This window comes from Nocardioides sp. Root1257, from assembly GCF_001425175.1.
Taxonomy (GTDB): domain Bacteria; phylum Actinomycetota; class Actinomycetes; order Propionibacteriales; family Nocardioidaceae; genus Nocardioides.
This window is the reverse complement of sequence record NZ_LMDV01000015.1, coordinates 68542-88243: the sequence shown is the minus strand read 5'-3', so window position 1 is coordinate 88243 and position 19702 is coordinate 68542. Positions and strand designations below refer to the sequence as shown.

24 protein-coding genes and 2 tRNA genes are annotated in these 19702 nt (G+C 72.1%); 11 read left to right on the top strand and 15 right to left on the bottom strand.

The window, feature by feature from the left end; all coding sequences use genetic code 11:
• Window positions 1-75 precede the first annotated feature (75 nt).
• From xerC to ASC77_RS25425, 10 genes are all read right to left on the bottom strand, one after another.
• Window positions 76-1296: a tyrosine recombinase XerC gene (gene xerC / locus ASC77_RS25470; RefSeq protein WP_162249860.1), complete on the bottom strand. Its 1221-nt coding sequence runs from the start codon at window positions 1294-1296 to the stop codon at window positions 76-78.
• A 35-nt stretch (window positions 1297-1331) separates the two neighbouring features.
• Complete coding sequence (locus ASC77_RS27050) at window positions 1332-1649, bottom strand: helix-turn-helix transcriptional regulator (RefSeq protein ID WP_162260721.1); 318 nt, start codon at window positions 1647-1649, stop codon at window positions 1332-1334.
• 156 nt (window positions 1650-1805) lie between these two features.
• Window positions 1806-1881: transfer RNA gene (locus tag ASC77_RS25460), tRNA-Ala, on the bottom strand.
• Window positions 1882-1940: 59 nt separating this feature from the next.
• Window positions 1941-2402, bottom strand: coding sequence for an SRPBCC family protein (locus ASC77_RS25455; RefSeq protein ID WP_414813217.1), 462 nt, complete (start codon window positions 2400-2402; stop codon window positions 1941-1943).
• 8 nt (window positions 2403-2410) lie between these two features.
• Window positions 2411-3262 (bottom strand): hypothetical protein, encoded by an 852-nt coding sequence (locus ASC77_RS25450; RefSeq protein ID WP_056160014.1) that lies wholly within the window; start codon window positions 3260-3262, stop codon window positions 2411-2413.
• A 61-nt stretch (window positions 3263-3323) separates the two neighbouring features.
• The gene (locus ASC77_RS25445) at window positions 3324-3887 is read right to left on the bottom strand and encodes a GNAT family N-acetyltransferase (protein ID WP_056160011.1); all 564 of its coding nucleotides are present in this window, start codon (window positions 3885-3887) and stop codon (window positions 3324-3326) included.
• A gap of 35 nt (window positions 3888-3922) precedes the next feature.
• The gene (locus tag ASC77_RS25440) at window positions 3923-4417 is read right to left on the bottom strand and encodes a molybdenum cofactor biosynthesis protein B (RefSeq protein WP_235548005.1); all 495 of its coding nucleotides are present in this window, start codon (window positions 4415-4417) and stop codon (window positions 3923-3925) included.
• A 64-nt stretch (window positions 4418-4481) separates the two neighbouring features.
• Entirely contained in the window at window positions 4482-4952 is a 471-nt protein-coding gene (gene moaC / locus ASC77_RS25435) for a cyclic pyranopterin monophosphate synthase MoaC (protein ID WP_056160006.1), read from the bottom strand.
• Window positions 4952-6181, bottom strand: coding sequence for a gephyrin-like molybdotransferase Glp (gene glp, locus ASC77_RS25430; RefSeq protein WP_056160003.1), 1230 nt, complete (start codon window positions 6179-6181; stop codon window positions 4952-4954). Before glp ends, moaC begins: the two co-directional genes overlap by 1 nt.
• A complete protein-coding gene (locus tag ASC77_RS25425; protein ID WP_056160000.1) occupies window positions 6174-7562 on the bottom strand; it encodes a UTP--glucose-1-phosphate uridylyltransferase in 1389 nt (462 codons plus the stop codon). The genes glp and ASC77_RS25425 overlap by 8 nt, the downstream gene beginning before the upstream one ends.
• 23 nt (window positions 7563-7585) lie before the next feature.
• Between ASC77_RS25425 and ASC77_RS25420 the strand changes: the two genes are divergently transcribed.
• The 4 genes from ASC77_RS25420 to ASC77_RS25405 all read left to right on the top strand — a co-directional run bounded on the left by ASC77_RS25420 (window position 7586) and on the right by ASC77_RS25405 (window position 9617).
• Window positions 7586-8173, top strand: coding sequence for a 5-formyltetrahydrofolate cyclo-ligase (locus ASC77_RS25420; protein WP_056159996.1), 588 nt, complete (start codon window positions 7586-7588; stop codon window positions 8171-8173).
• 91 nt (window positions 8174-8264) lie between these two features.
• The gene (locus tag ASC77_RS25415) at window positions 8265-8564 is read left to right on the top strand and encodes an FmdB family zinc ribbon protein (protein ID WP_056159992.1); all 300 of its coding nucleotides are present in this window, start codon (window positions 8265-8267) and stop codon (window positions 8562-8564) included.
• Between the two features lie 52 nt (window positions 8565-8616).
• Window positions 8617-9237 carry an SAF domain-containing protein gene (locus tag ASC77_RS25410; protein ID WP_056159989.1) on the top strand — a complete coding sequence of 207 codons (621 nt, stop codon included), beginning with the start codon at window positions 8617-8619 and terminating at the stop codon, window positions 9235-9237.
• 8 nt (window positions 9238-9245) lie between these two features.
• A complete protein-coding gene (locus tag ASC77_RS25405; RefSeq protein WP_056159986.1) occupies window positions 9246-9617 on the top strand; it encodes an MscL family protein in 372 nt (123 codons plus the stop codon).
• Between the two features lie 36 nt (window positions 9618-9653).
• On the opposite strand, the gene ASC77_RS27045 is transcribed toward ASC77_RS25405, so the two are convergent.
• Window positions 9654-9818, bottom strand: coding sequence for a hypothetical protein (locus ASC77_RS27045; protein WP_162249859.1), 165 nt, complete (start codon window positions 9816-9818; stop codon window positions 9654-9656).
• Window positions 9815-11062, bottom strand: coding sequence for an LCP family protein (locus ASC77_RS25400; protein WP_082575320.1), 1248 nt, complete (start codon window positions 11060-11062; stop codon window positions 9815-9817). The genes ASC77_RS27045 and ASC77_RS25400 overlap by 4 nt, the downstream gene beginning before the upstream one ends.
• A 168-nt stretch (window positions 11063-11230) precedes the next feature.
• On the opposite strand from ASC77_RS25400, the gene ASC77_RS25395 reads away from it, so the two are divergent.
• Window positions 11231-11303: transfer RNA gene (locus ASC77_RS25395), tRNA-Arg, on the top strand.
• A 120-nt stretch (window positions 11304-11423) separates the two neighbouring features.
• Here the strand turns inward: ASC77_RS25395 and ASC77_RS25390 are convergent.
• Complete coding sequence (locus ASC77_RS25390; RefSeq protein WP_056159983.1) at window positions 11424-12599, bottom strand: saccharopine dehydrogenase family protein; 1176 nt, start codon at window positions 12597-12599, stop codon at window positions 11424-11426.
• Window positions 12600-12642: 43 nt separating this feature from the next.
• On the opposite strand from ASC77_RS25390, the gene ASC77_RS25385 reads away from it, so the two are divergent.
• Window positions 12643-12912: a DUF2277 domain-containing protein gene (locus tag ASC77_RS25385; RefSeq protein ID WP_056159980.1), complete on the top strand. Its 270-nt coding sequence runs from the start codon at window positions 12643-12645 to the stop codon at window positions 12910-12912.
• 10 nt (window positions 12913-12922) lie between these two features.
• Window positions 12923-13753, top strand: coding sequence for a Sir2 family NAD-dependent protein deacetylase (locus tag ASC77_RS25380; RefSeq protein ID WP_056159978.1), 831 nt, complete (start codon window positions 12923-12925; stop codon window positions 13751-13753).
• A 3-nt stretch (window positions 13754-13756) separates the two neighbouring features.
• Here ASC77_RS25380 and ASC77_RS25375 read toward each other — a convergent pair whose 3' ends face one another.
• Window positions 13757-14074, bottom strand: a complete 318-nt coding sequence (locus tag ASC77_RS25375; protein WP_156391288.1) for a hypothetical protein — start codon at window positions 14072-14074, stop codon at window positions 13757-13759.
• 211 nt (window positions 14075-14285) lie between these two features.
• Window positions 14286-14972: a metal-dependent transcriptional regulator gene (locus ASC77_RS25370; protein WP_056159972.1), complete on the bottom strand. Its 687-nt coding sequence runs from the start codon at window positions 14970-14972 to the stop codon at window positions 14286-14288.
• 46 nt (window positions 14973-15018) lie between these two features.
• Here ASC77_RS25370 and ASC77_RS25365 point away from each other — a divergent pair, with 46 nt between their 5' ends.
• The 4 genes from ASC77_RS25365 (at window position 15019) to ASC77_RS25350 (ending at window position 19701) form a co-directional block, all read left to right on the top strand.
• Complete coding sequence (locus ASC77_RS25365) at window positions 15019-16335, top strand: cryptochrome/photolyase family protein (RefSeq protein WP_056159968.1); 1317 nt, start codon at window positions 15019-15021, stop codon at window positions 16333-16335.
• A gap of 67 nt (window positions 16336-16402) precedes the next feature.
• Window positions 16403-17389 (top strand): hypothetical protein, encoded by a 987-nt coding sequence (locus ASC77_RS25360; RefSeq protein ID WP_056159965.1) that lies wholly within the window; start codon window positions 16403-16405, stop codon window positions 17387-17389.
• Entirely contained in the window at window positions 17382-18083 is a 702-nt protein-coding gene (locus ASC77_RS25355) for a hypothetical protein (RefSeq protein WP_056159962.1), read from the top strand. The genes ASC77_RS25360 and ASC77_RS25355 overlap by 8 nt, the downstream gene beginning before the upstream one ends.
• 28 nt (window positions 18084-18111) lie before the next feature.
• A complete protein-coding gene (locus tag ASC77_RS25350) occupies window positions 18112-19701 on the top strand; it encodes a glycoside hydrolase family 13 protein (protein ID WP_056159959.1) in 1590 nt (529 codons plus the stop codon).
• Window position 19702: the final 1 nt, after the last annotated feature.

Here is a 19702-nt window from a genome sequence, read left to right as displayed (position 1 = left end):
GAATGCCTTGGGCACGCGCAGTCAACGCGCGTCAGTTGGTACGTGTGTTGATAGAAGCGCAGTTTCGGCTCGACGCTATGCAACCTCGTCGCTCTCCCGGTCGACGGACCTCAAGAGCTCAGCCTCACCGGCCGCGGAGGGCTGGGCTAGGAGCGACCCGTCGGGCTCGAGCGGGCGGAGGGTGCGCTCCAGGTGCAGCGCGGGCGCGTGGTCGACTGTTCGGTCGCGTTCGATGTAGTGACCCTCGGTGATTGCCGCCGAGGAGTGGCCGAGGAAGGCCGCTGCGGCGTCGCTTCCGATGCCACGGGCAATGATCGTCGCCCCCGTGCGTCGGTACCAGCGCAGGCTGATCCCTGAGTCGGCGAGACCGGCGTCAGCGAGGAACTCACGGAAGGTGCGCCGTACGTTGTAGGGGCTGAGTGGACCACCAGTGCGGTTCGCGAAGATGGTCCGCTCCCGCGCCACCCCCGGGAGTCGGCGCCGCAGGACGTCGGCTGCGAAGTGTGGAACGGGGATCCAACGGATCGATGACTCGGACTTGGGCCGGTCCTGCCGGACTGCTCCACGCCCGTTGCGCTGCACAATGGTTCCGGTAACGGTGACGACCATCCCGGCCGAGTGGTCCTCGACGTCGCAGGGGCGGAGAGCGAGCACTTCGCCGGGCCGCATCGCGGTCCCGAGCAGCACCTCGATGATGTCGCGGACCTGTCCGTCGGGCCTCGGGCCAGCGAGACCAGGTTCAGTCCGCCAAGCCGCCGCAGCCGCGCGGATCGCTGCGATCTGCTCGAGCGTGAGAGCGGTTGGCTGCGATTTGGTCCGCCGCAAGGGCGAGGTTCCGGTGACCGGGTTCTGTGCGATCGCGTCGTGCCGGGCAGCGAAACCGAACAGCAGGTTGAGCATGGTCCGTGACTGTCGCGCTCTCGAGGCGGAAGTCTTCGCCTGCGACTTGAGGAACCACTCGACGCGCCCGGTGGTGATCTCGGTGATCGTGAAGTGCTCGAACGCCGGCAGGACGTGAAGGCGCACCTGATCGCGGTAGCTCTGCTTGGTGTTCTGAGCGAGCTCCTGGAGTTCGAGATCGACCAGCCAGGCCTCCACGAGCGAGGTGAAGCTGCTCTGCGGGGTCAGCATCCGGCCGCCGACGAAGGTGGGTCGGTCCAGCAGCCGTTCCTTGAGGAGGGTCCGTGCCCGCGAGGCGCTGGAGGCGGTGACGCGGACCTGTCTTATGCGACCGTCGGCGTCACGCACCCGAGTCTCGGCAACGGTGCGGTCACCCCGGCGACGCACGGTGATCACGCCGTAGGCCCCGACCGGAGTCCGTGGTCGCCCCATCACCGGCCCCCGGTGCGATGTCGGAGCTCGTCCTCGCGCTCCAGGCGAGACAGCCAGGCGTCGATCTCACTGGCTCGGAACCTGAGCTCGCGCCCGACCCGGAAGCCACGCGGTCCCCGGCCCTGGCAGCGCAGGTCGTAGATGGTCTGCGTGCTCACCTCGAGCTGCGCACAGAGCTGCGAGAGGGTCAGGACGCCCTCGACCACCGAGTTGACCGAGCCGGCCGTGCCGGAGTCAGAGCCGGCGCCGTCGTCCTGGTCACTTGGGTCGGTCGGAGGGTCCTGCGCGGGTGCCGTCTTGGCATGCGAGTTCATCATGACCCCGAGGTGCACGAGACCGACCAAGGGCAATCGACCTCGTCCGAGACGCGGCGATGAGAACGGTCGGTGACCGGTCAATGTGCGGAGTAAACGCGGAGAGCCCATCTCGTCCTCCTTGTTCGGGATGACGGGATGGGCCCTGACCAGCGGGTTTGGTGGAGCTGAGGGGATTCGAACCCCTGACCTTCTCATTGCGAACGAGACGCGCTACCAACTGCGCCACAGCCCCAGTGCGACGGAAACGTTAGCACCCAGGATCCGGGCCCACCGAATCGGCCCACCGGAGCCTCAGGAGACCAGCAGGAGCTCGAGCTTCTCCAGTGCCTGGCGGGCGTAGCCCTGCCACATCCGGCCCAGCGCGGGCATCAGCAGCGACGTCGCCGCGGACGACGGGTGGACCGTCCAGGACCACGTGATCCGGACGCCGGTGCCGGCCTTCTCGAAGGACCAGAGTCCGTCGATCGACGCCGCGAGCGGGCGCAGCGGGCCGTGCACCTGGTCGATCCGGTAGCCGAACGACGCCGGTCGCTCGACGGAGACGAGGGTCTCGCGCATGGTGCTGCGATCGGCGAGCACGATGGTGCGGGTCTGGCCGACGGTGCCCCACTCGCCGTCCTGCTCGCGGATCTCGCGGATCGCGGGCAGCGCGGCGTACCGCCGGTCGAAGAGCTGCGGCAGCGGGAGCGGCAGCACCGCGTCGAACGCACGGGCCACCCCGACCGGGAAGGTCCGGGACCGGGAGAGGCGCAGGGCGTCCGTCAGGAGCCGACCGCCTGCTGGTCGTCGCCGTCGCGACGCGTCTTGCGGGCCGCCTTGTCCGCCTCGTCGGCCTCCCGCGCCAGCTGCGCGTCGGCGTCGGTGCGACCCGAGGTCCACACGCCGGTCGAGTCGAGGTCGATGGTGCGGACGGTGCGGCGGGTGGCCGCCGGCTTGGTGACGTACGTCGGGAGGGTGACCGGCACCGGGTCCCACATCGCCGGGTCCACGATCGCCGCGATGCCGGCGGAGGTGTCCTCCATCGGGTCGACGTCGTCGACGACCTCGGCGGCGGGCTGGGTGGCGGGCAGGGTGGCCTCGACCTTCTGCTCCTCCTCGACGGGCTTCTCGGCGGGCATCCGGGTGGTCGGGGCGAGAACCTTGCGCTCCCCCTTCACCATCAGCCGGCAGGCCACCAGCCAGGCCACGAGCAGACCGACCGGGATGGCGACGTAGGGCCAGGCGATCACGGAGAACGCGGCGACGACGCCGACGACGAGGGTGGCGGCGAGCAGCACGGCCAGCACGTTGCGCCGGCGCTTGGTCGCACGCTTCGCGGCGGCCCGGCGGGCTCGCAGCTGCCCGGGGGTGAGCTCGGGAGCGGCGACGGGGGCCGGGGCCTCGACCGTCAGCTCCGACCGGATCTCGACCTTGCTCTCGATCTTGCTCTCGGTGACCAGCCGCGCGGTGTTCTTGTCGACGGGCTCGCGGCGCGCGAGCACGCGCAGCTTGTCGGAGAAGCGGTCCACCGACCGGCTCCGGCTGACCTCGGTGTGGTGCTTGAGGGCCATCGGAACCAGGTAGATGGCCCACGCCACGGCCACGGCGACGAAGATCAGAGCACTCAGGTCCACGAGGACGAGGCTATGGGCGCTACCTCATGGACCTTCGGATGTCCACAGGTGTGTCGCAAATTCACTCGTGTGACTGCTGGGACTCCAACCGGGCGAGCATGCCCTCCGGGCACTCCTCGACGGTGACGGCGTAGAGCCGGTGGTCTCGCCACGCGCCGTCGATGTGCAGGAACCTCGGCGCGTATCCGACCTCCCGCAGTCCGAGCTTCTCCACCACCCGCAGGGAGTTGGAGTTCTCGGGACGGATCGCGATCTCGATCCGGTGCAGCCGGGCGGTCGTGAAGCAGTGGTCGATCACCAGGGCGACCGCGCGCGGCATCACCCCGCGCCCGGCGAACTGCTGGTCGATCCAGTAGCCCACCGACGCGAACTGCGCCGAGCCGCGCACGATGTTGTTGACCGTCACCTGACCGGCGAAGCGCCCGTCGACCTCGATCGCGAAGGGGTACGTCGTGCCCGCGCGCGCCTGGCGGTGCAGCCGGCGGACCAGGCTGCCGAACGTCGACGGCCGGCCGTCCGCGCCGGGTGGCACCGTCGCGTCCCACGGGGTCAGCCAGGCACCGTTGCGCCGGCGAGCATCGCGCCAGGCCCGCGCGTCGGACGCGGCCAGGGGCCGGACCGTCACGTCACCCGACTGGAGCCGGGCCGGCCAGCCGCGACTCAATGATCGCTCCCCACGCTCCGCCTGTGGTCGCCTCCGGCGATCTGTTCCACGGCGTGCACCAGGATCGGCCTCAGCACCGCGAGACCGTCCTTCACGCCGCCCTTCGAGCCGGGCAGGTTGACCACGAGGCAGCTGCCCGCGACCCCGGCGAGGCCCCGCGAGAGGACCGCGGTGGGGATGCCGTGGGTGACGCCGTACGTGCGGATCGCGTCGGCGATGCCGGGCACCTCGAAGTCGAGCAGCGGTCGCGTCATCTCCGGCGTGCGATCCGTCGGCGTCAGGCCGGTGCCGCCGGTGGTGAGCACGACGCGGGCCCCGCCGGTGATCGCGGCGGCGATCGCCTCGCCGACGGGCTCGCCGTCCGGGACGACGAGAGGGGCGTCGACGACGAAGCCCAGCTCGGTCAGGAACTCGACGATCACCGGACCGGTCTCGTCCTCGTAGATCCCGGCCGCTGCGCGGTTGGAGGCGACGACGACCTCGCCCCGCAGGGAGCTCACTTTTCGGGGTCCCTGTTCGAAGCGGAGCGAAGCGAGCATTCGAATGGGGTGATCATCACCGGCTCCAGTCCCCGGACTTGCCGCCCGTCTTGGTCTCGACCCGGATGTCGCTGATCACGGCACCCTTGTCGACCGCCTTCACCATGTCGACGACCGTCAGCGCCGCGACCGAGACCGCCGTCAGCGCCTCCATCTCCACGCCGGTGCGGTCGCTGGTGCGCACGGTCGCGCTGATCTCCACCGCGTCGTCCGCGACCGTGAGGTCGACGGTGACGCCGGAGATGGCCAGCGGGTGGCACAGCGGGATCAGCGCCGGGGTCTGCTTGGCGCCCATGATCCCGGCGATCCGCGCGACCGCGAGCGCGTCGCCCTTCGGCACGCCCTCGCCGCGCAGCAGCGCCACGACGTCCGACGACACCAGCACCCGGCCCGACGCCGTCGCCGTCCGGGCGGTGACCTCCTTGCCCGAGACGTCCACCATGCGCGCGGCGCCCGACTCGTCGACGTGGGTCAACCTCTCGGCCATCAGAACTCCTCGTCGAGCCTCAGCACCTGCACCTGCTCGCCGGCCGCGACGGCGGTGACGTCGGCGGGCACCACGACCAGCGCGTTGGACGATGCCAGATCGCCGATCAGGTGGGAACCGTGTCCACCGACCGGAGTCGCGTAGGCGCCGCCGGCGCCCACGCCGTACTCGGCGCGCACCAGCTGCTCGCGCCCGTCCGGGGACGACACCGCGTGGGTGAGCCGGGCCGGCGCCGTCGGCCGGGCGTACGGCGTCCGCCCCATCAGCTTGCGGATGGCGGGCAGCACGAACTGCTCGAAGGAGACGTACGACGAGACCGGGTTGCCCGGCAGCGTGAAGATCGGCGTCCGGTCATCGCCGACGTGGCCGAAGCCCTGCGGCTTGCCGGGCTGCATCGCCACCGGCCCGAACCAGACCGTCCCGAGCGGCTGCAGCGCCTCCTTGACGACGTCGAAGTCGCCCTGCGAGACGCCGCCGCTCGTCACCACGATGTCGGCGCGGACCAGCTGGTCGTGCAGCGCGTCGAGGAAGGCGCGCGGCTCGTCGGGCACGATCCCGACCCGGTAGGTGATGGCGCCGGCCCGGCGCGCGGCCGCGGCGAGCAGGAAGGAGTTGCCGTCGTAGATCGAGTCCCGGCCGAGCGGCGTGCCGGGGTCACGGAGCTCCGAGCCGGTCGAGATCACCACGACCCGGGGGCGGGGCCGCGAGCGGACCGTGGCCCGGCCGGCGGCCGCGAGCAGCCCGATGTGGCGTGGCCCGAGGACGGTGCCGTCGGAGACCAGCACGTCGCCGACCGAGACGTCCTGACCGGCGGGCCGGACGTGCTGGCCCGGCGAGGACGCGCGGTCGATGCGCACCTGCGCGACGCCGCGGTCGGTCCACTCGTAGGGCACGACGCTGTCCGCTCCGGCCGGGACCGGAGCGCCGGTCATGATCTTGGCCGCGGTGCCGGGAGCGAGCGCCATCAGGCCACCCTGGCCGGCACCGATCTCCCCCACCACCGGCAGGTGCACCGGGGACTCGCCGCTCGCGGTCGCGACGTCCTCGGCGCGCACGGCGTACCCGTCCATCCCCGAGTTGTCGAACGACGGCAGGTCCACCTCGGCGACCACGTCCTCCGCGGCCGCGAGCCCGAGGGCATCCATCAGCGGCTGCGGGAAGTCGGTCAGCGGCTCGATCGCCTCGAGGATGCGGGCACGGTGCTCGGCGACGGATCGTGGCTCAGGCATCCGAGCCCGTCGAGAGCACGGAGTCGGCGGGCACCCGCTTGGCCGAGGTCGCGGACAGCTCGACGTCTCCGACGACCTGGACGCCGTGACCGAACGTCCAGTCGCCGGCCACCGTGAGCGACTGCGCCTTCCGCATGGACGGCGCCCCCTCGGGGAAGCGCTTGTCGAAGTCGCCGACGAGCTTGTAGTAGTGGGCGTCGAGGTCGACGTACGGGATCTCCACGGCGACCTGGTCGAGCACGAAGTCCTTGCCGATGTCGTAGACGTCGGAGCGCAGCACCAGCAGGTCGTTGGTGGTCTTCACCGGCACGAAGCGGTCGCGACCGACCTCGATCAGCTGCGAGCCCTCGAACACCTCGACGGCCGCACCCATCGCGGTCTCGATCTGGACCACCTCGGGGGTGGACTTGTCGCTCGGGTCGAGGTTCTTGACGTTGCGGATCAGCGGGAGGCCGAGGATGCCGTCGCGGCGGTCCAGCTCGTTCTGCATCGCGACCAGGTCGAACCAGAGGTTGTTGGTCGAGCAGAACCGGTGCCGGTCGAGGTCGGCGAGCGCCTCCTGGTCCTGGGGCAGCGTCTGCGCGGTCTCGCGCAGCACGATCCGGCCGTCGGACTTGCGGCGCGCGAAGTGGCCGCCCTTGCGGTCGGACGGCGTACGGCGGACCGCCTCGATCGCGAACGGCGCACCGGACCGGGCGAACCAGCCGGCGACGCGGGCGTCCGGAACCGCCCCGAGGTTGTCGGAGTTGGAGACGAACGCGTAGCGGAAGCCGGCCTCGATCAGCTGGTCGAGCAGCCCGGTGCCGCGCAGCGCGGTGTAGAGGTCGCCGTGGCCGGGCGGACACCACTCGAGGTCGGGGTCCTTGGGGTAGGTGGCCGGACTGAGGTCCTTCGCCAGCAGCTTGGGCTCCTTGTTCTGCAGGAACTCCAGCGGCAGCCCCTCGACCGGCAGGTCCTCATAGCGCGCCAGCGCGGCCATCGTGTCGGCCGAGGTGCGGAAGCTGTTCATGAAGATCAGCGGCAGGGGCGCGTCGTACTCGCTGCGCAGGTGCAGGACCTGGCGGGCGATGATGTCGAGGAAGGACAGCCCGCGGCGCACGCACAGCAGCGACTTGGCGCGGTCCATGCCCATCGAGGTGCCGAGGCCGCCGTTGAGCTTGATGACCGCGGTCGCCCGGACCGCGGCGGCGCCGTCGGCGTCCGGGACCACGACGTCGGAGAGCGACTCCATGTCGACCGGGTCGATCGACGCCTCGGGGATCATCCCGGTCTCGCCGTGCTCCAGCAGCCGGTAGTAGTGGGCGAAGGTGTCGACAGCGACCCCGTCCACTCCGGCGGCAGCCATCTTGTCGCGTGCCTTCTGAAGGCCAGCACTACCCATGTTCACGATCGTAGGCTTCCCCCGTGGCGCGCACGCAATCACCCGCGAAACTGGCGCTCCGGGACCAGCTCCTCGCGGAGCGCCGGGGTCGCCCGCTGACCGACGTCGTGACGGCGGCGGGCGCGATCGCCGCACACCTGCTCGAGATGCAGGAGGTACGCCGGGCGGCGACCGTCGCGGCGTACGTCTCCATGAGCGGCGAGCCGGGCACCGGCCCGCTGCTGGAGGCACTGGCGGCGCTCGGGAAGCGCGTCATCCTGCCGGTCCTGATGCCCGACGGCGACCTCGACTGGGCGACGTACCTCGGCCCCGACGGACTGCTGCCCGCGAGCCTCGGGCTGCTCGAGCCCGCCGGCGACCGCCTCGGACCCGAGGCGGTCGCGACCGCGGACGCCGTGCTGGTGCCGGGGCTCGCTGTCGACGCCGCGGGGGTCCGCCTGGGACGCGGCGGCGGCTCCTACGACCGGGTGCTCGGCCGGGTCCCGGTCGGCACCTTCACCTGCGTGCTGCTCTACGACACCGAGGTGCGGGTACCGGTCCCGGTCGAGCCGCACGACCGGCCGGTGGGCTGGGCGGCCACCCCCGGCGGGATGGTCCGGCTCGGCTCCTGATCGCGGTGCCCGATCTCTGGGACGTCTCGGGTATCCTTGGCACTCGTCGGAGCCGAGTGCCAGCGCCCGACCGAGTCATCGAAGGAGAACCGTGCCCACCTACCAGTACGCCTGCACCGAGTGCGGCCACGCCTTCGAGCAGGTCCAGAGCTTCTCCGACGACGCCCTGACGGTGTGCCCGGAGTGCCAGGGCCGCCTGCGCAAGGTGTTCAACGCCGTGGGTGTCGTCTTCAAGGGCTCCGGGTTCTACCGCACCGACTCCCGCTCGGGCTCGTCGGCGACCGACGGCGCTGCGACGTCGTCCACCGAGACGAAGACCGAGACCAAGTCGGAGACCAAGACCGAGTCGAAGCCGGCCCCGGCCGCCGCCTCGAGCACCTCCTCCGACTGACCCCTGTGGAGAGGCCGGGCACGGTCGCTCCACTTCTCCTAGCGTCGCGGGCATGCGCCGCCTCGCCTCGCTCCTCCGTCCGGTCCGTCGCGCCGTGCTGGCGCGGCGTCGGTTGCTCGCCGCTCTCCTGACCGCGGTCGCGGTCGCGGCCGGCCTCCACGCGGCCAGCGCCGAACCGCCCCCGGACGTCGCCGTCCTGGTGGCGGCCCGCGACCTGCCCGCCGGGACGGTGGTCGGGGCGCACGACGTACGCCGGGTCGGGTTCGCCCCGGGCTCGGTGCCCGCCGGGCTGGCGCGCGACCCGGCCGGTCGCACCCTCGCCGCACCGATGCGGGCCGGCGAGCCGCTGACCGACGTACGTCTCGTCGGCCCGGCGCTCACCGACGGCTACCCGGGGCTGGTTGCCGTACCGGTCCGGCTGCCCGACGCCGGCATGGCCGGGCTGCTGCGCGTGGGTGACCGGATCGACCTGGTCTCGGCCGACCCCCAGGGCCGGTCCGCGGAGGTCGTCGCCGCCGACGTGCCCGTCCTCGCCCTGCCCGACACCCCCACCGAGGTCGGCGCGGCGGGGCTGAGCGGGCGCCTGGTCGTCGTGGGGGCCGAGCCCGCCGACGTCGCGCGGATCGCCGATGCCTCGGTGCGGACCTTCGTCACCCTCGCGTTCTCGGGATAGCGTCAGGCATGACCGGATTCAAGAACTTCATCCTTCGCGGCAACCTCGTCGAGCTCGCGGTCGCGTTCATCATGGCGCTCGCGTTCGCCGCGGTCGTCACGGCAACCGTCGACCTGATCATGGGTCTCATCGGCAAGATCGGCGGTCAGCCGGACTTCAATGCCTGGCACCCGGGCGGGCTGCCGTTCGGCGCCTGGGTGACGGCCGTCGTGAGCTTCCTGATCATCGCCGCCGTCGTCTACTACCTGATCGTGCTGCCCTACACCAAGGCCAAGGAGAAGTTCTTCCCCGCCGAGGAGAAGGGCGTGCCGGCGGACGTCGCGCTCCTCGAGGAGATCCGCGACCTGCTCGCCGCCCAGCAGGGCCGTCCTACGCTCTAGTCCCCGCCCTTCGAGACGGTTGCTGGCGCAACCTCCTCAGGAACCGTGGTGGGGCGGCACCTGCGCACGCAACCAGGCGTCGGTGCCGCTCTCCCGGGTCTCCGGGGACTCCGGCTCGCGCTCGTCACTGGTCGTCTCCGGCATCGCGTCACCGAAGACCTCCGCGAGCCGCTTGCGCCGCTCCCAGTCCGACTCGCTCACGTGCACAGACCCGCGTCGGCGAGCGCCTGACGGCTGGCCTCGTCCTCGGGCTTGCTCGACGCGGACGAGGACGGACTGCCCGACGGGCTGCCGGACGGGCTGCTCGACGGGTTGCCGGGCACGTTGCCGGCGCTGATGACGTCGGAGCTCAGGCGCTTGGTCAGCGGCTGGTCCTTGCGGACCTTGGCCCAGACCTGGTCGGCCTGCGGCTGCTGGAACGCCAGCCGGTTGGGGTCGGACGGCGCGGTGATGATCGGGACGGTCAGGAACTGGATGTTGTCCAGGCCGATGCCCTTGAACTCGTTGCCGAGCTCCGCCAGCTTGACCACGCTCTTCAGGCCCGGGTCCACCGTCAGCGACTTGGTCGCGGAGTCGAGGAAGCGCACCAACCGGTCGGGACGGGCCAGGGTGCCGGCGGTGACGACCTGGTGGGCCATCGACGCGATGAACGCCTGCTGGCGCTTCATCCGGCCGACGTCCGAGCCGTTGCCGACGACGTACCGCTCCCGCACGTAGTTGAGCGCCTCGTAGCCCTTCAGCTTGCGGGTGCCGGCCTCGATGTTGATGTGGTGCGCCGGGTCCTCGATGTTCTCGGGGATGCAGGTCGTGACACCGCCGATGGCGTCGACCATGCCGCGGAAGCCCTCGAAGTCGACCTTCACGTAGTGGTCGACGCGGACGCCAGTCACGTGCTCGAACTGCTGGATCGTGCAGGCGGGACCGCCGACCGCGAAGGCCTCGTTCCACATCACCTGGGTGGCACCCGGGATGGTGTCGCCGTTCTTGGACGTGCAGTCCGGGCGGTCGACGAGCAGGTCGCGCGGGATGCTGATGCCGTAGGCGCGCTTCCGGTCGGCCGAGAGGTGCAGCAGGATCGTGGTGTCCGAGCGCTCACCGCCGCCGGTCAGGCCGTCGATGTTGTTGCCCGCGCCGTCGCGGGTGTCGGAGCCCATGACCAGGACGTTGAGCGGCTCCTGCGGTCCGGCCACGGCGACCTTGGTCGGCCGGTCGGTGAGCTGGTCGGTGACGTCGACGACGTTGAGGTTGCCGTTGAGGTGGCGGTACAGGAAGACCACCCCGAGCCCGGTGGTGAGCCCGAGGACGAGCACCGTCGCCAGCATGACCTTGCCGACCGTGTGCCGCTTGCGCACCTTGCCGCGGCGCTTGGGGCCGCTCGCCACATCCACCTTCGGGGTCGCTGCGCTGGGCTCGGACGGGGTACCGTCGAGTTCAGCGTCGGACATAGAAACCTCGGGATCGGAGACTCGGGGGCCGCTCGGCGGCCTCGCCGAGGGTACGGGGCGAACCTGAATTGTCCCTGTGACCTGCCGCTTCGGCCAAACCGGCGGCGAGCACCCGATCCGCTGCGGCTATCCTTGGCGCCCGGTCGGCGGCCTCCGCTCGACCACGATGCCCCAGTAGCTCAGTGGATAGAGCAGCCGCCTCCTAAGCGAAAGGTCGTAGGTTCGACTCCTACCTGGGGCACAYCTCTCCCTTCCGGCACGCACCGCCTCCGATGAGAGCAGCCGCGCTCTGCTCACCGGGAAGCGAAAGGTCGTAGGTTCGACTCCTACCTGGSGCACACACCTTCCGTCGGCGCATTCCCTACTCGGCGCACACCTCGAACCGGATCCCGGCCGCCTGCAGGCGGGCCAGCAGCGCATCGCCCATCGCCTGCGCGGTGGTGACCTGCCCGGCGGTCTGCGGGTTGTCGTCGAAGGCCAGGCACAGCGCGGACTCGGCGAGCATCTTCGCGGTCTCGTCGTAGCCGGGGTCGCCGCCGGAGACCCGGGTGTGCAGGCTGCGGCCGTCGCCCTCGGCGACGAAGTCGACGGTGAACCACGACTTCGCGCGCCGCGACTCGTCCGGCCCGTCGCCCTGCTTGACCCGGTCGAGGGCGAGGCGGCGCAGCGGCGGCACTTGCGCCGTGACGAACATCGCCGTCGCGGCCGCGGCCCCGCCGGCGGCGTACCGCAGCGTCTTGGTGCCGGCGAAGTGGGAGTAGCGGAAGTCCGGGCCGTACGACGCGAGCGCGGCGCCGCTGCGGGCGACGACGAACGGGTCGATCGTCGGGAGCGGGAGCAGCCAGTAGCCGAGCACCGGGTCCTTGTGCGGCTTGCCCGCGACGGCGCGGGCCTTGCGACCCTCGGGCCGCGGCTCCGCGCGTCGGCGCTCCTGGGTGACCGCCTTGGTCTGGCGGGCTCGGGCGAAGGCGGTCATCGCCGAGTGGAACGTCCCGCCGGAGAACATGGCGGCGGCCCGGACGACGCCGCGCACCGCGACCGGGCCGCGCGGCTGGAACTGCTGCAGCGTGTAGAGCACGCCGAGGTCGTGCGGGATCGAGTCGAACCCGGCGGCGTGCACGATCCGGGCGCCGGAGGCGACCGCGGTGTCGTGGTGGGCGAGGTACATCCGGTCGACGAACTCCGGCTCACCGGTGAGGTCGAGGTAGTCGGTGCCGGCGGCGGCGCAGGCGGCGACGAGCGGCTCGCCGTACGCGAGGTAGGGCCCGACGGTGGTGATGACGACCCGGGCCCGCGCGGCGACGTCGGCCAGCGAGTTCGCGTCCTCCACGTCGGCATGCAGCAACGGGAGGTCCGCCAGGGCCGGGTCGACCTCGGCGAGGCGCCGTCGCACGGCCTCCAGCTTGGCCTGGTTGCGACCGGCCAGCCCCCAGCGCAGGCCGTCCGGCGCGTGGCGGGCGAGGTAGTCGGCGGTGAGGCCGCCGGTGAAGCCGGTGGCGCCGAAGAGGACCAGGTCGAGCTCGCGGGGTTCGGGCATGCGCTCCATGCTGACAGGTCGCGCTGCGACGTACGCTCGGGGCATGTGCCGCAACATCCGACCCCTCAACAACTTCGAGCCGCCGGCCACCTCGGACGAGGTCTCCGCTGCCGCACTCCAGTACGTGCGCAAGGTCAGCGGCACCACCAAGCCGTCCCAGGCCAACCAGGCGATCTTCGACCAGGCGGTGCGCGAGATCGCCCACATCACCGAGCACCTGCTCGAGGACCTGGTGACGACCGCCCCGCCGAAGAACCGCGAGGTCGAGGCCGCCAAGGCGCGGGCCCGGGCCGAGCTCCGCTACGCCCGGTGACGAACGCACGGTGACGACCGCACCCCCGTCGGCGTACGCCGAAGCGCTCACCCTCCTGCGGGACCGACCGCTGGTGGTGCTGACCGGCGCCGGGCTGTCGACCGACTCCGGCATCCCCGACTACCGCGGCCCTCGGCCCGAGGGACAGAGCGCGCCGGTGCGGATGCCGATGACCTACCAGGAGTTCGTCTCCGGGCCGGCCGCCCGCCAGCGCTACTGGGCGCGCAGCCACCTCGGCTGGGGACGGATGCGGAGGGCCGAGCCGAACGCCGGCCACCTCGCGCTCGCCCGCCTGGCCCCCGGGCTGCTGATCACCCAGAACGTCGACGGCCTGCACGAGCAGGTCGGCACGCCGCACCTGGTGGCGCTGCACGGCCGGATCTCGGACGTCGTGTGCCTCGACTGCCGGACGACGTCGGCCCGGGCCGCGCTCCAGCACCAGCTGGCCGACCTCAACCCGGGCTACGCCGAACGGCACGCGGGGGTCGCCTCGCAGCCCGACGGCGACGTCGATCTCGACGACACCACCGACTTCGTCGTACCCGCGTGCGACTGCGGCGGCGTGCTCAAGCCGGACGTCGTCTTCTTCGGCGAGAACGTGCCGGCGGCGCGGGTGGCGCGGTGCTACGACGCGGTCGACGACCTGACCGCCCGCGACGGGGCGCTGCTGGTCGCCGGCTCCAGCCTGACGGTGATGTCCGGGCTGCGGTTCGTGCGCCGGGCGGCGAAGGCCGGGACACCGGTCGTCATCGTCAACCGGGGCGAGACGCGTGGCGACCCGCTGGCGACGTACCGGGTCGACGCCGGGTGCAGCGAGTTCCTGAGCGAGCTGGTGGGCTGAGGGTCAGCAGGCGCGCATGTCGCCGAGCAGGTCGACGAGCTCGTGCAGCGACAGGTCGTGGACGTCGGCGTCGAGTCCCTCGACCCGCTCGAGGGCGAGGTCCTCGGGCAGCCGGCCGCCGACCGCGAAGGTGTAGATCGTGTCGTCGAGCTCGAACTCGATGCCGCGCACCTGGGCGGCGTAGTAGTCGTCGTCCGTGGTGTGCAGGACGACCGACTCGCGCGGCTCCAGGCCACGCTCCAGCCGTGTCAGGGAATGCCCGACCACCAGCGTGCGCTCACCGCGTACGCCGATCGATGCATCGAGTTCGACGATCTCCATCATGACCTTCCCACTGCCCAGAATGGCAGGCCCCCGGTGACGTCGCGTCCGTGCCACGCCGAGTGGCAAAACTACCCGGCGACTTGCTCGACAAACGCAAGAGACGGACAAGAAACGTCCAGAATTAACCCGGTCGGAATGAAATGGCTCACCCCGTCGAGCACATCAACCACAGGCGCCACAGGCACCCCAGACGTCCCAGGGCGGGAGGTCAGAGCTTGCGGACGAAGATGTGGTCCGCGGCCTCGGGAACGATCTCCGCGGTCTCTCCGCCGGAGCCGACGAGCACCCCGGCCTCGGTCGCGATCACCGTGATCGTCTTGTCGGGCAGCGCACCGACGCGGCGCATCGCGCTCATCAGGATCTCGTCCTTCTGCATCTCCTCCGAGATGCGCCGGACCAGGACCCGACCCTCGTCCGAGCCGGCGGCGCGCGACAGCGGCTCGACGCCGTCCATGAACTCCTCGCCGACCTCGTGCTCGCCGAGCTCGTCGAGCCCCGGGATCGGGTTGCCGTAGGGCGACTCGGTCGGGTGGTCGAGCAGCTCCAGCAGGCGCCGCTCGACGGTCTCGGACATCACGTGCTCCCAGCGGCACGCCTCCTCGTGGACGAGCTCCCAGTCGAGCCCGATCACGTCGGTCAGCAGCCGCTCGGCCAGTCGGTGCTTGCGCATCACCCGGACGGCCAGCCGCAGGCCCTCGTCGGTCAGCTCGAGGTGGCGGTCGCCCTCGACGGTCAGCAGGCCGTCACGCTCCATCCGGGCGACGGTCTGCGACACGGTCGGCCCGCTCTGGTGCAGCCGCTCGGCGATCCGGGCACGCAGCGGGACGATTCCCTCCTCGACCAGCTCATAGATGGTCCGGAGGTACATCTCGGTGGTGTCGATCAGGTCGCTCACGCCGCCATTCTGTCTCATCGACCATGGGGCTGGCAGGCTGGCGTCGATGGCTTCCGTCATGTGGTTCCGCCGCGACCTCCGGCTCGCGGACAATCCAGCCCTGGCCGCGGCCGCCGCGGACGGCGCCGTGCTGCCGCTCTTCGTGCTCGACCCCGCCCTCTGGGAGTCGGCCGGACCGAGCCGTTGCGCCCACCTCGCGGCCTCGCTGCGCGCCCTCGACGCGCCGCTGGCGCTCCTCCGGGGCGACCCGGTCGGCCGCGTGGTGCACGCCGCGCGCGCGGTCGGGGCCGAGCGGGTGCACGTGGCCGCCGACTTCGGGCCGTACGGCGCCCGCCGCGACGCCGAGGTCGAGGAGGCCCTCGCGGCCCACGGGATCGAGCTGGTGCGCACCGGCTCGCCGTACGCCGTCGCGCCCGGGCGGGTGACGACCGGCGAGGGGACGCCGTACAAGGTCTTCACGCCGTTCCACCGCGCCTGGGTGGAGCACGGCTGGCGCGCGCCGATCGAGGCGCCGACCGGCGTGGACTGGCTCGACGTCGACGGCACGGTCGACGTGCCCGACGTGGACCTGCCCGACGGCCTGAGCCTGCCCGACGCGGGCGAGGAGGCGGCGCGACGGCAGTGGGCGGAGTTCCTCGAGCGGGTCGCGTCGTACGACGAGGACCGGGACCGGCCGGCCGTCGAGGGCACCTCGCGGATGTCGGTGCACCTGAAGTGGGGCGAGATCCACCCACGCACGATGCTCGCGGACCTCGGACGGCTGCGGAGCGCCGGCGCGGCGACCTACCGCAAGGAGCTGGCCTGGCGGGAGTTCTACGCCGACGTGCTCGCCGCGCGACCCGAGACCGCCCGCGACTACCTGCGCCCCGAGTTCGCGCGGATGCGCTACGACGAGCCCGGCGACCAGCTCGCGGCGTGGCAGGAGGGCCGCACCGGCTTCCCGGTCGTCGACGCCGGGATGCGACAGCTGCGCGCGACGGGGTGGATGCACAACCGGGTCCGGATGGTCGTCGCCAGCTTCCTGGTCAAGGACCTGCACCTCGAGTGGCAGCACGGCGCGCGGCACTTCCTGCACTGGCTGGTCGACGGCGACCTCGCCTCCAACCAGCACGGCTGGCAGTGGGCGGCCGGCTGCGGCACCGACGCGGCGCCGTACTTCCGGGTCTTCAACCCGACCAGCCAGGGCAGGAAGTGGGACCCGGACGGCGCGTACGTGCGGCGGTGGGTGCCCGAGCTGGCCGACGTCGTCGACCCTCACGACCCGTCGCCCGACGACCGCGACCGGGTCGACTACCCGGCGCCGGTCGTCGACCACGCCGACGAGCGGCGCGAGGCCCTGGACCGCTGGGAGGAGATCCGCTGACTTTGGTCGCGCGGACCGTCGACCTGGGGCGCTTCCGGCCGCTCTCGACGCTGCCTAGCGTCGAGGGGTGCGCACCGCCTGGCTCCCCGCCCTCGGACTCTTCGTCCTGGCCCCGGCGTGCGCGGAGTACCTCTGGGGCTACGACGACAGCACCGGGCACCCGGGCACGCTGGTCGGCAACCTCATCGTCTTCTCGCCCCTGTACGGCGCACCGGCGCTGCTGATCCGCGAGCTGGCCCGTCGGCGCGGGCTGGGCTGGCCGGGCATCCTGCTGCTGGCCGCGGCCTTCGGCGTGGTCCAGGCCGCGATCGTCGACCAGTCGATGTGGAGCACCGGCTACCGCGACATCCCCTACTGGGAGGACATGTCGGTGCCGACCTACCTCGCGCCGATCGGACTCAGCCTCTACCTCGCCCTGTCCTTCGTCGGCGGCCACGTGATCCTCAGCATCGGCTCTCCGATCGCCCTCGTCGAGTCGCTGACGCCCCGGCGGCGGCACGAGCGCTGGCTCGGGCCGGTCGTGCTCTGGGTGGTCGCGTTCCTCTACGCCGCGGCCTGCGCGCTGGTCATGAAGGACGCCTACGACACCGGCGAGGCCAGCGCGACCTGGGGCCAGCTCGTCGGCTCGTCGGTCGGCGCCGTGGGGCTGGTCGTCGCGGCCCACGTGGTCGGCCGCCGGCCCGCGATGATCGTCCCCGGGACCGTGCCGCGGCCGCTGCTCGTGGGTGCCGCGGCGTACGCCGCGATGGTCGGGTGGGTCGCGATCCCGCCGACCCGGATCGGGACCGCGCTGGTCGCGCTGCTCGCCCTCGGGACCGTGGTCGTCGTCTGGCGCTGGTCGCACCGCGGCGACTGGCGGCAGTCGCACGTGGTCGCGCTCGCCGGCGGCGCGGTCGTCGCCGCCGGGTGCTTCGCGTTCCTCACGACGCCGATCGGGGAGGTGAGCGACGCGGAGAAGTACGGCCACAACGTCACGTTGCTCGCCCTGATGGTCGCGCTGAGCCTGGGGGCGGCGCTGCGGGCGCGGCCCGGGTACGGTCGGAGCCGTGCCTGACCTGCTCGTGCCCCGCCGCTTCTGCGGTCCGCCCTCGTCGGGCAACGGCGGCTACACCGCCGGCGCTCTCGCGGCGATGGTCGACGCACCCGCCGTCTCGGTCTCGCTGCTTTCCCCGCCGCCGCTCGACACCGCGATGCCGGTCGAGGTGGTCGACGGCGTCAGTGTCGCGAGCGCCGGCGGCGCTCCCGTGGCGAGGGCCGAGGTCGCCGACCTCGAGGATGCGGCGGTCGACCCCGTCCCGGTCGAGGAGGCGCGCACCGCGGAGGCGTCGTACGCCGGGCTCGGGTCGCACCCGTTCCCGACCTGCTTCTCCTGCGGCACCGCCCGCGACGACGGGCTGCGGATCTTCCCGGGCCGGGTCGCCGACCAGGACGGGCAGGCCCGGGTGGCCGCCACCTGGACGCCCGACGACTCGGTCGCGGGCGACCTGGCCGCGGTGACCTGGGCGGCGCTCGACTGCGTCGGCGGCTGGGCCGGCGACCTCGCCGAGCGGCTGATGGTGCTCGCCCGGATGACCGCGCGGATCGACGTACTCCCCCAGGTCGGAGAGGAGCACGTGGTCGTCGGCCTCGGCCGGCGTACCGAGGGCCGCAAGACCTTCACCGCCGCAGCCCTCTACGACGGGAGCGGCCGCCTGCTCGGGCGCGCGGAGCACCTCTGGATCGCGGTCGACCCCGCCGCTTTCGCCTGACCCCGACACGCTCCCTAGGATGGACAGCATGGCTTTGAACGATCAAACGACCGGCCAGGAGTGGTGGCGTCACGCGGTGACCTACCAGATCTACCCGCGCAGCTTCGCCGACGCGAACGGTGACGGGGTCGGCGACATGCTCGGCATCACCACGCGGCTGCCCTACCTGCGCGACCTCGGCGTGGACGCGATCTGGCTCTCGCCCTTCTACACGTCCCCGCAGCACGACCACGGCTACGACGTGGCCGACTACCGCGACGTGGACCCGCTCTTCGGCACCCTCGGCGACGCCGACGCGATGATCTCCAAGGCGCACGCGCTCGGCCTCAAGGTGATCGTCGACCTGGTGCCCAACCACAGCTCGACGGAGCACGTCTGGTTCCAGGCGGCACTGGCCGCCGGGCCGGGCAGCCCGGAGCGGGCGCGCTACATCTTCCGCGACTCCCCCGAGGGCGCCCCCGAGGGCACCCCGCCCAACAACTGGAACTCGGTCTTCGGCGGCCTCGCGTGGACCCAGGTGCCCGACGGGCAGTGGTACCTCCACCTGTTCGACTCCAGCCAGCCCGACTTCGACTGGCGCAACCCCGAGGTCGGCGACATGTTCGTCGACGTGCTGCGCTTCTGGCTCGACCGCGGCGCCGACGGCTTCCGGGTCGACGTCGCCCACGGCCTCTTCAAGGAGGAGGGCCTGCGCGACCACACCAACCCGGACTCGACCGAGCCCACCGCGGACGTCCCGATGGTCGACCGCGCCCTGCGCGACGAGCCGATGTGGGACCAGCCCGAGGTGCACGACGTCTACCGCCGCTGGCACCAGGTGCTCGCGGAGTACGACGGCGACCGGATGTTCGTCGCCGAGGCGTGGACCCAGACGCCGGAGTCGATGGCGCGCTACATCCGCCCCGACGAGTTCAGCCAGGCCTTCAACTTCGCCTGGCTGCTGGCGCCGTGGTCGGCGGCCGCGTTCAGCGACGTCATCACCGACACGCTCGACGCCATCCGCCCGGTCGCCGGCTCCCCCACCTGGGTGCTGAGCAACCACGACGTCGTGCGCCACGTGACCCGGTACGGCGACGGCGAGGTCGGCCTGGCCCGCGCCAAGGCGGCCACCATGACCATGCTCGCCCTGCCCGGCTCGGCGTACCTCTACCAGGGCGAGGAGCTCGGGCTGCCCGAGGTCGACGTCGCCGACGAGTTCCGCACCGACCCGTTCTTCCTCCGCACCGGCGAGGGCGGCCGCGACGGCTGCCGGGTGCCGATCCCGTGGAGCGGCACGGCCGCGCCGTACGGCTTCGGTCCGGGGAGCGGCCAGCCGTGGATCCCGCAGCCCGACGACTGGGCCACCCTGACGGTCGAGGCCGAGGAGGCCGACGCCGACTCGACGCTCGCGTTCTACCGGACCGCGCTCGAGGCGCGCCGTACGTTCGCGACGACGGCGGGCGACGACGTCGAGATGCTCGACCTCGGCGCCGACGTGCTCGCGTTCCGGCGCGGACCGGTCACGGTGGTCCTCAACTGCGGGACCGACCCGGTGGCGCTGCCCGCCGGTGACGTGCTGCTGTCCAGTGGCCCCCTCGACGGCAAGCTGCCCGGGAACACCGCGGTCTGGCTCGGTTGAC

What these genes read in the sequence shown, in the direction of transcription:
- ASC77_RS25365 (WP_056159968.1), top strand. Translation starts at nt 15,019, where the DNA reads ATGGCTTCCGTCATGTGGTTCCGCCGCGACCTCCGGCTCGCGGACAAT.
- ASC77_RS25390 (WP_056159983.1), bottom strand. Translation starts at nt 12,599, where the DNA reads ATGCCCGAACCCCGCGAGCTCGACCTGGTCCTCTTCGGCGCCACCGGC.
- ASC77_RS25410 (WP_056159989.1), top strand. Translation starts at nt 8,617, where the DNA reads ATGCGCCGCCTCGCCTCGCTCCTCCGTCCGGTCCGTCGCGCCGTGCTG.
- ASC77_RS25385 (WP_056159980.1), top strand. Translation starts at nt 12,643, where the DNA reads ATGTGCCGCAACATCCGACCCCTCAACAACTTCGAGCCGCCGGCCACC.
- ASC77_RS25405 (WP_056159986.1), top strand. Translation starts at nt 9,246, where the DNA reads ATGACCGGATTCAAGAACTTCATCCTTCGCGGCAACCTCGTCGAGCTC.
- ASC77_RS25400 (WP_082575320.1), bottom strand. Translation starts at nt 11,062, where the DNA reads ATGTCCGACGCTGAACTCGACGGTACCCCGTCCGAGCCCAGCGCAGCG.
- ASC77_RS25425 (WP_056160000.1), bottom strand. Translation starts at nt 7,562, where the DNA reads ATGGGTAGTGCTGGCCTTCAGAAGGCACGCGACAAGATGGCTGCCGCC.
- glp (WP_056160003.1), bottom strand. Translation starts at nt 6,181, where the DNA reads ATGCCTGAGCCACGATCCGTCGCCGAGCACCGTGCCCGCATCCTCGAG.
- ASC77_RS25375 (WP_156391288.1), bottom strand. Translation starts at nt 14,074, where the DNA reads ATGGAGATCGTCGAACTCGATGCATCGATCGGCGTACGCGGTGAGCGC.
- ASC77_RS27050 (WP_162260721.1), bottom strand. Translation starts at nt 1,649, where the DNA reads ATGATGAACTCGCATGCCAAGACGGCACCCGCGCAGGACCCTCCGACC.
- ASC77_RS25350 (WP_056159959.1), top strand. Translation starts at nt 18,112, where the DNA reads ATGGCTTTGAACGATCAAACGACCGGCCAGGAGTGGTGGCGTCACGCG.
- moaC (WP_056160006.1), bottom strand. Translation starts at nt 4,952, where the DNA reads ATGGCCGAGAGGTTGACCCACGTCGACGAGTCGGGCGCCGCGCGCATG.